This is a genomic window from Noviherbaspirillum sp., assembly GCF_035654295.1.
In the GTDB taxonomy this organism is placed as follows: Bacteria; Pseudomonadota; Gammaproteobacteria; order Burkholderiales; family Burkholderiaceae_D; genus Noviherbaspirillum.
Window position 1 is genome coordinate 1 of record NZ_DASRXF010000101.1, and the last position, 10,850, is coordinate 10,850.

Consider the following 10,850-nt stretch of genomic DNA (forward strand, 5'->3'; position numbering starts at 1 on the left):
ACTCTTCAGTTCAATCTCTGTTGTGGCATTGCTGCCAGGTTCCGAAGAACCGTCGCTCACTCAAAATACTGACAGGTAATTATCTTGCGATTCTTACCTATATTTTTTGTGAGCACTTAATGTTTTAAGTTCTACGCTGAGCTACCCCAGCGCCGCACTCCCACCAAGCGCCCACACTTATCGGCTGTTACTTTTTAAAGAACTTGTCTGCCCCGGCCCGCGCAATTTTTTGTCGCGCGCCGCGTTCAAATCGTTGTGTTTGAAAGCGGCATTAAGTTGGCCAGCGCCCCGTCTGCATCGCGTTTTGTTTGCTGCGTTCTGCGACGGGAGCCGAACTATAGCAAAGCATTTTGCAGTCCGCAAGCTTTTTTCGTTTCGGGGTTTTTCGATTGCAAAAATGCATGCGAGGAAAGCGGCGCCCGATACATTGCAATTCTTCCATCTTCGTTTGCGAAGGGTGCTACGAACACAGACTTGCGTATCATGTTTCGCCGTCGCGCCTGCCCGCCGCGATCCTCAAGATCGCCTCGATGCTGCGCTCGACATCGACCTCGGTCGTCGCCCACGACACGACGCTGATGCGCATGGCGGTTTTCCCCTGCCACACGGTGCTGCCGCACCAGCATGTCCCGTCCGCCTGGATCTCGCTGACGATCTGCCTTGTCTTCTCGGGCGCCCCGAACGATACCAGCACCTGATTGAGCACCACGTCGTTGAGCACGTCGTAGCCGGCCGACAACATGGCATCAGCAAAGCGTCTTGCATGACGGCAGGTACGGTCGATGAGGTCGGCCACACCGTCTTTTCCCAGCGAACGTAGCGCAGCCCATGTTTCGATTCCGCGCGCGCGTCGGGAAAGCTCGGGCGTGTAGTCGGCAGGGTTGCGGCTTTCAGTGGATGTCGGAAGATAGTCGGCAGTGATCGACATCGCCGAGCGCAATGCGTCGGCATCCCGAACGAAGGCGACGCCCGCGTCGTAGGGGACGTTGAGCCATTTGTGGCAGTCGGTCGCCCAGGAGTCCGCGCGATCAATACCTTCCACCAGGTGGGCGAGCGACGGGGACGCTGCCGCCCACAGGCCAAACGCGCCGTCCACGTGAACCCACGCGTGCGCATGACTGGCAGCGGCACAGACGTCCTTGACGGGGTCGATCGCTCCGGTATTGACGTTTCCTGCCTGTATGCAGACGATTGTGCGTTCCGTCAGCGGCGGCAGTGCATCGGCGCGAATGGCGCCATTCTTGCCGGTCGGGACCAGCCTTACCCGGTTCCGGCCCAGTCCGAGCATGGCAACGGCCTTGAGCAGGGTGGGATGCGCTTCCGCGCTGGCGACGATGTCTACCGGGGGCGCGCCGAAAAGCCCGTCTGCCTCGACGTTCCAACCGGCCTTTTCGAGCACGGCATGCCGAGCGGCGGCCAGTGCGGTGAAGTGCGCCACGCTCGTCCCCGTGACGAATCCGCCTGCGCACTCACGCGGGAGCCGGAGGACATCCAACAGCCAGCGAAGCGCGACGTCTTCAATGGTCGCGGTCGCCGGCGTGACGTTGTACAGCGCACTGTTCTGGTCCCAGGCGCCGGCAAGCCAGTTCGCCGCCAATGCAGCCGGCAGCGCTCCGCCGATGACGAAACCGAAAAAGCGCGGGCCCGCCATGGCCATCGTTGCCGGTGAGCCTATTTCGTCGAGCTCGCGGAGCATATCCATGGGGCTGACGGGCCCGCGTTGCAGCGGATGATTCAGAGACGCAAGCCGGGAAACCGCACCCGGTGCCGGTGCGACCGGCCTGTACGGCAGGCCTTCGAGGTAGCCGGCGGCCCGCTGCGCGGCGCTTTTCAATAAGTCATTCATTTCTTGTCGACCCCGCTCGCTCACCGCGCCCCGTCTGGCGCACGGGGCTGCTAGGTCCAGCGTAGGCGACGGTGGTGCGTTGTCAAACCGCGGCGATATGCGGGCATAATGTCGCCCACAGCGAAGGAGCTTCACATGAGTGTATTTAGCAAGCCCGTGTTCGAGGGCACGGTAATATTCGACGGCAAGGAACTGTTCAAGGGGCAAGGCGCGGCCAGGCAATGGGCGCAGCAGGTGGGCAATGAACTGGGGATTCCGGTCGAGGCACGGAAGATCGGCACGGGCTGGGCCCTGGTCGGAAACATCGACGGCGTGGAGACCGTGTGGGGCATCTACGGCCAGCGGCTCAAGCGCATCTCTCCGTCATCGAACGGCGAGTAACGAGCGGACATATCATGACGAACGAAGGAAAGCTTTCTCCCGAGGGAATGGATGCGCTTGTGGCGCGCTTCAGGGAGCAGTCGCGCAAGGCGCAGGCGTATTACGCGGTCATGCACCGGGCAAAGGAAATCGCGGGGACCGACGATGCCGCCAGCGCGTGGATGAGCGAACCATTGCCTCCGCTCGGTGGAAAGACGCCTGCGCAGCTTATTGCCGAAGGCCGTGAGGCCGATGTGCTGCGTTACATCGACTCACTGGGCCCGTGACCATCCGGCTGGCGCCGACGTCATTTCACTTGCACTCGACGTTCTGGGCCGCGCTTGCGGCCTGACCCGAATCTCTCTTCAGCTTTGTCTGGGCCATCTTTTTCTGCTCGGCATATTCTTTCTCCGTGATGTGCCCCGCTTGCTTGGCGTCCCTCGCATTTTCCAGGTCCTTGCGGCAGTCGTCTGTCCCATAGCTTGCCTTGCCCGCGGCGGACTGGCTTGCCGATGAACCACTGCTTTTCGCCGGTTCCGAAGGCTTGGCAGGCGACTGCGCAAGGGCTGCGGTAGCGAACGCGGAGGCAGCAAGCGAAATCAAAACGGGGTATGGACGCATCTCAGTGCTCCTTCTCGCAGGGTAACAGCTTGAAGCGTAGGACAAACTCGCCGCGCTCAACCTGTCATGCCTCAAGAAAGCATGCTACGGCGCTAGAACAACCGCGGCAGGAAGCCGCGCAGTTTTTCGAGCACCGAGCTCTCGGGCACTTCGACCGATTCCAACTTCTCGACAATCAGCAGGTATGACGTGCAAATCTCGCCGTCGATCTCGAGCTTGATGTGCGGCTTTCCCGATGAGAAATAAGGCGGCGTGTCGTAGTCGATGTCGAAACGGTGGTCTCCGCAGTCGAAATTGGGGGAAACGAGCTTCAAGCCGTGCCTGCCGAGTAATTCGGACAGGGCCAGGATGTCGCGCCGGCGGTAGATTACATTGGGCCCGGCCTCTATCGTTTCTGTGTCCGAGCGCACGTTGAACTCGGTCGTATGCACCGCAAGACCGCCGGGCTTGAGCAGCCTTGAAGAGGCAAGGACAAAATCGAGTCCGGCCTTCAGGGTTCCAAGATGCTCAAGCGCGCAAGAGCTCCAGATGAAGTCGTAGGTTCCTGACAATCCTGCCAGGGTACGCATGTCTGCATACTGGAACTCGACGAGGGCATCGAATTGTTCCCGGCCAAGCAACTGCGGGTGATACACCGCCTGCAGGCAGGCCGCGTGCTCGTTGCGCTCGATCCAGCCGGTATCCGATTGTTTCGGATCAAGATCGGTTGTCAGCACGCGGCATCCTCGCGAGGCGAAAAAGGAAGCCAACGGCTCGGTGCCGACGGCAAAGCCCAGGCCATGCCTTCCCGGTTGCAACATCGATCTTTCGTCCAGGGCCTGCGCGATCGCGCACCACTCCCAGAACTTTCGCCCGACGAAATCCACTTCGGTTGCCGAATGGCCGCGATAGATCTCCCGGATCCTGAGTTCCGATTCCTTCGCCTTGTACCAGTCCTTTGAAAAATCGGCGTAGCGACATACCATCGAATTCAACATGTCGTGCGATCCGTTCGTGATGAAAAACGCAGAGTACGGCAGCGCCCGGCAGTTGTCAAATAGATAATATCTTTGCGTCTGTTTCCGTCATAACCTCTGCGCCGGCCGCGCACAATGTTCGACAGCCTTGTCTTCGATTACGCCGATGCCGGCCAGAAGGTATCCCTGCAAGGGAGGATCGGCGCCGCAGTGGTCACGCGCCCGCATGCCTTGCGCCACATCCTCGTCAACTTGGCCGACCTGCGGAACCTGGGTTAGGGTGAGCGTCTTCTCAGTGCAGTCCCGGCTGCTGGCCGGCACATCCCCAGCCCGTCCCCTGCGCCCATTCGCGCTCCCACGCCTGCAACTGCTCCGCCGGCATGGGCCTGCTGATCAGGTAGCCCTGGGCGGCGTCGCAGCCCAGGCTGTGCAGCCGTTCCCAGATGTCGCGGTTCTCCACGCCTTCCGCCACGACTTTCAGGCCGAGGTTATGGCCCAGTTCGATGGTGGAACGGACGATGACGTCCGAGTCGGTACTGGTCAGCATCGGCCTGACGAAAGACTGGTCGATCTTGATTCCATCCACCGGCAGCCGCTGCAGGTAACTGAGGCTCGAGTATCCCGTCCCGAAGTCGTCGATCAGGAGGGTCACGCCCAGGTTCTTCAGGCGGGCGAGCGTATCCCGGGCGCTCTCCGGGTCCGTCATCAGGGCGCCCTCGGTCAACTCGAATTGCACCAGTTCGGGCGAGATGCCCCAGGTGGAAAACAGCCCGGCAATCCGGTCGACCAGCCCGGGTGAGTACAAGTCGTGCACCGACAGGTTGACCGCCAGTGTACGGGGCTCGTCCGCCTCTTGCCACGCATAGCTTTGGCTGAATACGGCTTCCAGCATCCAGTGCGTGAGCGGCGTGATGGTGCCGGCCTGCTCCGCCAGCTTGACGAACTCCGCCGGCGCAATCATTCCAAATTGCGGGTGCTCCCACCGTACGAGCGCTTCGGCTCCGCACTGCGCGCGCGACGCAATGGCGACCTTGGGCTGGCAGAAAAGCCTGAGTTCGTTTTCCTCGATGGCGCGGTACAGATCTCCCATCAGGGCCAGTCCGCGCGTGTACTCCTGCTCCAGCCTGCCGGTGTACATCGCGAACCCGCCGGCCACCGGCTGCGCGAGGTGCATCGCGGCGTTGGCGCGCCGCATGAGGACCTCGGCCTCGGTGGCGTGTCCCGGGAACAGTGCGATGCCGATGCCTACCCTGGCATCGATGGTGAGTCCGGCGACATGGGCCGGCGTTCGCAAGGTTTGCAGCAGCCGCTTTGCGACCTTCGTCGCATGATCGGCGCCGCTGTTGGGAATCATCAGCGCGAACTCTGCCTCCCCTACCCGCGCCAGCGTTTCAACGCCGGTACAGAGCCGGGAAAGCCGCTGTGACAGTTCCTGCAGCAGCTCGTCGCCGGCGCGGTAGCCGATCACCTTGTTGATTTCGTGGAAGCGCCCCACCTCCAGGTGCAGCAAGGCGATCGCGCGATGCTGGCGCTTTGCCGTTTCCATCGCTTCTTCCAGTTTTTCACGCAAGCGCGCGCGGTTGGGCAGGCCGGTCAGCGGGTCGAAATAGGCCAGGCGCGCCAGCGCTGCCTCCGCAGCGCGATGCTGCAACCGCCGCCTTTGGTTCTCAATGCCATAGCCCAGGTCGTCGGCCAGCTCGGTAAGCAGCTTGACTTCGGCGTCGCTGAACGCATCCGTTTCGGCAGCGGCGATCAGCAGGGCGCCGATGACTTGCCCTTCGACGCGCAGCGGAAGTGCAGTGAAGGAGGCAAACCCGGACTCGCTCGCGTGCCCGCGAAACAGGTCAAAGCTGGCTCCCCGGTAGGCCGGATCGGCCAGCCGCCTGCCGACCACCGCCATCCCGGTGCGGATGGCCGTGCCGCTGGCGCTCCGGCCCCGCTCGTCTTCGGTCCAGGTGAAATCGAATCCCGCCATCGTTTCGATGTCGGTGCCGACGCTTGCCATCCACGTGATGCTCTTTCTGTCATCGTGGACTGCGTAGCCCACACACGCGATCCGGTAGCCGCCCGTTTCCACGATGGCACGGCACATTTCGTACAGCAACTCCTGTTCGTCGGAAGCACGCAGCAAGCTGCGGTTGCCGGCGCTCAGGGTGAGCAGCGCGCGATGCACGCAGGCGAGTTCCTCGGCCAGCTGCACCTCGGACAGCATGGTCGAGCCGGTACCGGCGGCTACCTCGTCAGCATGCGATGCCATTCCTTGTCCTCGCAACTTGAAATTCGCAACGCTTCATTATAGGCAATGGGACGGGCACCGCATGTGCTCCTTATGCCCGCTTGCCGCCGGGCCGTGTATTGACTGCAAGGCAAAGCAGGCCAGTGGTGACGGCAAGCACGACGTGCAAGCCGAACAGCGGAACGAAGTCTTCCCTTGCGACACCGGCATGGCCGACAAAGACGACAGTGAAGGCGACGCCGAGCACGGAGCCGATCTGGCGCACTGCCTGGTTCACGGCACTGCCGACCGCATAATGCGCAGGCGGCAGGTGGGCGACCGCTGCGCCGGAGAGACTGGGCAACACCATTCCTACGCCAGTGCCGCTGAGCAGCAATCCCGGCAGCCAGTGCGCGAGGTACGAGGGCTCCGCGCCAGGCACCAACAGCATCCACGCGCCTGCTCCTGCATAGATCAGTGAGCCGCCCACCAGGAACGGACGGTGCCCGAAGCGCGCCGCCAGGCGGCCGGTGATGATAGCGACAGGCACGACCATCAAGGGTCCCGGCGTGATCGCGATACCTGCGAGCGGCAGGCTGTAATGCCAGATCCCGGTCATGAATGCGAAGTAGCCGAAGAACATCATGGCGAATGCCGTGCCGAACGCGAGCGTGGCCAGGTTGACCGTGCTGTAAGTGCGGTTGTGGAACAGGCGCAAGTCAATCAGAGGTGTAGCGGTCGTGCGCTGCCACAGGACGAAGGCGAACAGCAGGCTCGCCCCGACGGCCGCGGTGACAATAATTTCCTGCGCGCCCCAGGAGGGAGATTCGGACTGCGTGATGGCAAGTGCAATCGCTCCCACGGCTACCATCAGCATCAGCAAGCCGGGCCAATCGATGCGGCGCGCGGTGGATGCGCTCGCCGTTTCTTTCAGGCGTTGGATGCCGAAGTACAGGGAAACGGCCCCCAGCGGAAGGTTGACGTAGAACGCCCAGGGCCAGCCGAAGGCATCCACGACCAGCGTGCCGAGGCCGGGTCCGAAGGCCGCGGCGGCACCGCCGACCGCGCCCCAGATGCTGACGACGACCGCACGCTTTTCCTTCGGAAACGCATCGAGAACGATCGACAGCGAGGCCGGCGTCAGGAGCGCGGCGCCGATCGCCTGCAGCACACGGGCAAAGACAAGGAACTCCACCGAGCTTGCAGCGCCGCATGCCGCGGAAGCGAGCAGGAACAGCGCAACGCCGCTGAGGAAGACACGCTTGCGCCCATAGGTATCGGCAAGGCCCCCGGCCGGGACGAGCAATGCGGCGAACACCACCGTGTAGGCATTGAGTACCCAGGACAGGCCGGCCGGTGTCGAGTCGGGAAAGCCATCGCGTAATGCCGTGAATGCGGCAAACAGGACGGTCGTATCGAGCGAAACGAGGAATACGGCGATACTCGCGATCCAGAATGTGAGCCAGGGAGAGCGGCGCTCCCCTTCGTCGACGGCCGACACCGGGACAGTGCCGACGCTCATTGCGGCTGGTTTTTCCATGTTCAATCCTTCATTGGTTGCGCGGCTCGCGCCGCTTGCTTGATTCGCCTTCACCATGTGCCGCATGAGGCGTCCATTCATATGATGATCATCATATTTTTGCTTAAATGAAAACCGCCACGCGTGGCGGTTTCCACTGGTATCAGAGAGCAGCGTCCGTGCCGCCGTACTGGCGCAGCAGCGCGTTCCTGTTGGCTGCCAGCAGCGCCTTTCCTTGAGCATTGTTTCCGAGGGTGCGTGCAAGCTGCAATGCGCCCACCATCGTACTCGCGACCGTCAATGCAGCGGCGTCATCGGTTCCCGGCGGCAAGGCATCCCTGACCATTGCCACCAGACTGCGAACGCGATCGCGGGCGGCCTCGCGTACGTCGTCGCATTGCCGCGGCATCTCGGAACTGAGCGCCGCCACCGCGCAGCCGGCCTCGGGAAAGGCGAGGTGCCAATCCGACAAATAGCGTTCCACCAAAGCACGGAAAGGGCTTCCGCCCTTTTCCTTTTGCGCGTCGATGCGGCGGGAAATGGATTCGGCGCTCCCGCGCCCGGCATGCTCCAGCGCTTTGGCCAGCAGCGCGTCGCGCGACTTGAAATGGGCATAAAAGCCGCCGTGGGTGAGACCGGCTTCCCGCATCACGTCAGCCACGCCGACACCTGCAAATCCGTTGCTTCGTACGGCCCGCGCCGCAGCGTCCAGGATACGCTCGTAGGAGTCCTGTTTCTTGATGGATCGAATTCCTGAAGTCATGGCCTCGGCATATCGAATTTCGTATGATGCTCGTCATATTAAAGACCGATTTCGCCGACGTCAAGCGCATCTTTCACATCAATCCGTCCCCGGGCGGCCGAGCCTCCGGTAGGCATTCAGGTGCCGGATTGCGCTGCGCGTTTGCCCCAGTTCCTCGTGCAGGCGCGCCAGGTTGAAGTGGGCGTCGGCCAATTCCGGGTCGATGCGCAAGGCGCGTTCATAGGAAGCAATGGCGTCGCGCAGCCTCCCCAGTTCCTCGTGGGCGATCGCCAGGTTGAAATGGATGAGCGCGCTGTTGGGGCAGAATGCAGTCCCCTCCTCCAATGCGATGCGTGCTTCCAGCGCCTGCCCGTTGGCGAGCAGGAGATGGCCCAGGTTAATGTAGGCATTCTCGCAGGACGGCGCGGCAGTGATCGCTTCCCGATAACAGCGCGCCGCATTCACCGGATCGCTTCTTTCAAGCACCAGCGCCGCTTCATACCAGTCATCGGCGTCATTTCCGGCCGCCGGCTGCGGGAACGGCGTCAGGGCGGCGGCGCGGCCGGTGTGGAAGTCGATGAGGAATTGTCCACTGGCGCTGCGCAGCGTGCCGTTGTGGCGTACGGCGAGTTCCTTCCCGACAGCCGCCACCCTTGCGGCATGGACGGTGGACGCAGGCAGTTCGCGCTGCAGCTGTTGCAGGAACTTTGCGGTCTTCCTCGGGGCGATGCCTTTGCTGAACAATTCCTGCGCCATGCGCATCAGGACGACATCCCGGAATGCAAACCGGTATTCACGCCTGGGGCCGCGCGAGGGGTGTACAAAGCCGGCTCTCACCAGCTCGGTGACGACCCGGCGGCGGACCCCGTATTTCTGCTCGACATCGGCAATCGTCAATCCGCTCATTTACCGGTTTTGCGCGCAGCCTTCTTCGCAGGCGCCGATTTCTTGGGCGCATCGGCCGCCTTCTTTGCCCCTTTGCGCGCGGGCGTCTTGGCGGCCGCCGGGCTCGAAGGCACCTTTCCGGCCAGGCTCGCACGCAGCGCCTCCATCAAGTCGATGACCTGCGCGGATGCGCCCGGTTGCGTTTCTTCCTGGATGGTGATTTCCTGTCCTTCGATCTTTTGCTCGATCGCGGCTTCGAGGCGGTACTTGAAGTCGTTCTGGAATTGCTCCGGATCGAAATCGGTGGCGATCTGCTCCACCAGCATCACGGCCATCTCCAGTTCCCTGTCCGATATCTTGCCCTCGGGGAGCTTGAGGTCCTTGAACGAGCGGACTTCCTCGGCATACAGCAACTGCTGCAGCACCAGTCCGCCTTCCAGCGACGGCCGGACCTGCACGGTGTAGGACTTGCCCTTCCATGTCCAGCGCGCCAGGGCGGCGCGGTTTGTCTTTTGCATCGCTTCCAGCAGCAGCAGGTAGGGTTTGTCGCCGCGCTTGTCCGGCGCCAGGTAGTACGCCTTTTCGTAGTACACCGGGTCCACCGAGCCCGCGGGCACGAATCCGACGATGTCGATCAAATGCGTCCCCGCCTCTTCCAGTTCCTTCAATTCCTCCGGCGTGAAGATGACGTACTGGCCGGGCGAGAATTCGTAGCCCTTGACCAGATCCTTGCGCTCGACAACCACATCTTCCTTGATGCACACGAGCTGCTGCTTGATGCGCGAACCGCATGCCTTGTGGATCATGTTGAAGTGGATGCTTTCCTTGGCCTCCGTTGCCGCATACACCTTGACCGGAATGGAAACGAGGCCGAACGACAGCGTCAGGTCTGCAATTGCGCGTGGCATGGGATCTCCCTGATTCTTGTCTCGCAAGAACTGTTTTCTTATCTGCAAGGTATTAGCTTGCACCGTGGACACCCCACTCGTATTGTGCAAGCGCAAGCCGGAATCGAGGCCGGCCTGCGATGTCCGGGACGCTTTCCCTTCGTCATTCATGTTTCCCGCAATCGATTGCCCTGATGCATATCAACTTCCTTGCCGCACGCGGGATCACCGCCGCTAAGTGTTTGTCAATCAGACGAACACCCGCCGCTGTAAACAAGCAGAACAACAACTCGGAGTACAGCATGCACGGCTTCCTGAAAGCACTCAGCTACGTCATTGCCCTTCTGGTACTCATCGCCATCTTTTACGCCGGCTACACCTCCGTGAAGTACTGGGCCGGCATCGGCGTCTGACATCCAGGGGCACGACAATGAACAAGCGACAAACCCGTCTGTTTGCGATTGCCTCGACCGCGATTTCGGCCTTGGTCTTCCTGGGGCTTACCATCGACAGCCATCGCCAGTTTCCAAAGCTGACCAACGCGCAGAACATCACGCCCGCCGTCAAGCACGGCCAGGAGGTCTGGCACAAGTACAACTGCATCAACTGCCACACGCTGTTTGGCGAAGGCGCCTACTACGCACCCGATCTCACCAAGATCACGCAGCTGCGCGGAGAACCCTACCTGCAGGCCTACATGCGCGATCCGTCGCAGTTCTACGATGAACAGCGCCATCGCCGGCTCATGCCAAAGCAAAACCTGAGCGACGAAGAGATCAAGAACCTGATCGCCTTTCTCGACTGGGTCAGCAAGGTCGA

Annotated in this window: 12 protein-coding genes; 4 read left to right on the top strand and 8 right to left on the bottom strand. The window is 61.9% G+C overall.

Annotated features, from left to right (window positions below):
• Window positions 1-481: 481 nt before the first annotated feature.
• Window positions 482-1,846 carry a pyridoxal phosphate-dependent decarboxylase family protein gene (locus VFF99_RS10930; protein WP_325017770.1) on the bottom strand — a complete coding sequence of 455 codons (1,365 nt, stop codon included), beginning with the start codon at window positions 1,844-1,846 and terminating at the stop codon, window positions 482-484.
• A 135-nt stretch (window positions 1,847-1,981) separates the two neighbouring features.
• Here VFF99_RS10930 and VFF99_RS10935 point away from each other — a divergent pair, with 135 nt between their 5' ends.
• Window positions 1,982-2,227, top strand: coding sequence for a hypothetical protein (locus tag VFF99_RS10935; protein WP_325017772.1), 246 nt, complete (start codon window positions 1,982-1,984; stop codon window positions 2,225-2,227).
• Window positions 2,228-2,241: 14 nt separating this feature from the next.
• Window positions 2,242-2,493: an MbcA/ParS/Xre antitoxin family protein gene (locus tag VFF99_RS10940; RefSeq protein WP_325017774.1), complete on the top strand. Its 252-nt coding sequence runs from the start codon at window positions 2,242-2,244 to the stop codon at window positions 2,491-2,493.
• Window positions 2,494-2,518: 25 nt separating this feature from the next.
• On the opposite strand, the gene VFF99_RS10945 is transcribed toward VFF99_RS10940, so the two are convergent.
• Window positions 2,519-2,827: a hypothetical protein gene (locus VFF99_RS10945; RefSeq protein WP_325017776.1), complete on the bottom strand. Its 309-nt coding sequence runs from the start codon at window positions 2,825-2,827 to the stop codon at window positions 2,519-2,521.
• A 92-nt stretch (window positions 2,828-2,919) separates the two neighbouring features.
• On the bottom strand, window positions 2,920-3,804 hold the full coding sequence (locus tag VFF99_RS10950; RefSeq protein ID WP_325017778.1) for an SAM-dependent methyltransferase: 885 nt from the start codon (window positions 3,802-3,804) through the stop codon (window positions 2,920-2,922).
• A gap of 114 nt (window positions 3,805-3,918) precedes the next feature.
• Here VFF99_RS10950 and VFF99_RS10955 point away from each other — a divergent pair, with 114 nt between their 5' ends.
• Window positions 3,919-4,062 (top strand): hypothetical protein, encoded by a 144-nt coding sequence (locus tag VFF99_RS10955; protein WP_325017780.1) that lies wholly within the window; start codon window positions 3,919-3,921, stop codon window positions 4,060-4,062.
• 13 nt (window positions 4,063-4,075) lie between these two features.
• Here the strand turns inward: VFF99_RS10955 and VFF99_RS10960 are convergent, their stop codons facing one another.
• The 5 genes from VFF99_RS10960 to VFF99_RS10980 all read right to left on the bottom strand — a co-directional run bounded on the left by VFF99_RS10960 (window position 4,076) and on the right by VFF99_RS10980 (window position 10,052).
• The gene (locus tag VFF99_RS10960; protein WP_325017782.1) at window positions 4,076-6,040 is read right to left on the bottom strand and encodes a GGDEF domain-containing protein; all 1,965 of its coding nucleotides are present in this window, start codon (window positions 6,038-6,040) and stop codon (window positions 4,076-4,078) included.
• A 70-nt stretch (window positions 6,041-6,110) separates the two neighbouring features.
• Window positions 6,111-7,538 carry an MFS transporter gene (locus VFF99_RS10965; RefSeq protein ID WP_414691530.1) on the bottom strand — a complete coding sequence of 476 codons (1,428 nt, stop codon included), beginning with the start codon at window positions 7,536-7,538 and terminating at the stop codon, window positions 6,111-6,113.
• Window positions 7,539-7,680: 142 nt separating this feature from the next.
• On the bottom strand, window positions 7,681-8,280 hold the full coding sequence (locus VFF99_RS10970; RefSeq protein ID WP_325017784.1) for a TetR/AcrR family transcriptional regulator: 600 nt from the start codon (window positions 8,278-8,280) through the stop codon (window positions 7,681-7,683).
• Between the two features lie 78 nt (window positions 8,281-8,358).
• Window positions 8,359-9,165, bottom strand: coding sequence for a tetratricopeptide repeat protein (locus tag VFF99_RS10975; protein WP_325017786.1), 807 nt, complete (start codon window positions 9,163-9,165; stop codon window positions 8,359-8,361).
• Window positions 9,162-10,052: a Ku protein gene (locus tag VFF99_RS10980; RefSeq protein WP_325017788.1), complete on the bottom strand. Its 891-nt coding sequence runs from the start codon at window positions 10,050-10,052 to the stop codon at window positions 9,162-9,164. Before VFF99_RS10980 ends, VFF99_RS10975 begins: the two co-directional genes overlap by 4 nt.
• Before the next feature lie 409 nt (window positions 10,053-10,461).
• Between VFF99_RS10980 and VFF99_RS10985 the strand changes: the two genes are divergently transcribed.
• Window positions 10,462-10,850, top strand: a 389-nt coding sequence (locus VFF99_RS10985) for a cytochrome c (protein ID WP_325017790.1), incomplete at its 3' end; no start/stop codon positions are given.

What these genes read in the sequence shown, in the direction of transcription:
- VFF99_RS10950 (WP_325017778.1), bottom strand. Translation starts at nt 3,804, where the DNA reads ATGTTGAATTCGATGGTATGTCGCTACGCCGATTTTTCAAAGGACTGG.
- VFF99_RS10935 (WP_325017772.1), top strand. Translation starts at nt 1,982, where the DNA reads ATGAGTGTATTTAGCAAGCCCGTGTTCGAGGGCACGGTAATATTCGAC.
- VFF99_RS10930 (WP_325017770.1), bottom strand. Translation starts at nt 1,846, where the DNA reads ATGAATGACTTATTGAAAAGCGCCGCGCAGCGGGCCGCCGGCTACCTC.
- VFF99_RS10975 (WP_325017786.1), bottom strand. Translation starts at nt 9,165, where the DNA reads ATGAGCGGATTGACGATTGCCGATGTCGAGCAGAAATACGGGGTCCGC.
- VFF99_RS10955 (WP_325017780.1), top strand. Translation starts at nt 3,919, where the DNA reads ATGTTCGACAGCCTTGTCTTCGATTACGCCGATGCCGGCCAGAAGGTA.
- VFF99_RS10980 (WP_325017788.1), bottom strand. Translation starts at nt 10,052, where the DNA reads ATGCCACGCGCAATTGCAGACCTGACGCTGTCGTTCGGCCTCGTTTCC.
- VFF99_RS10960 (WP_325017782.1), bottom strand. Translation starts at nt 6,040, where the DNA reads ATGGCATCGCATGCTGACGAGGTAGCCGCCGGTACCGGCTCGACCATG.
- VFF99_RS10940 (WP_325017774.1), top strand. Translation starts at nt 2,242, where the DNA reads ATGACGAACGAAGGAAAGCTTTCTCCCGAGGGAATGGATGCGCTTGTG.
- VFF99_RS10965 (WP_414691530.1), bottom strand. Translation starts at nt 7,538, where the DNA reads ATGGAAAAACCAGCCGCAATGAGCGTCGGCACTGTCCCGGTGTCGGCC.
- VFF99_RS10970 (WP_325017784.1), bottom strand. Translation starts at nt 8,280, where the DNA reads ATGACTTCAGGAATTCGATCCATCAAGAAACAGGACTCCTACGAGCGT.
- VFF99_RS10945 (WP_325017776.1), bottom strand. Translation starts at nt 2,827, where the DNA reads ATGCGTCCATACCCCGTTTTGATTTCGCTTGCTGCCTCCGCGTTCGCT.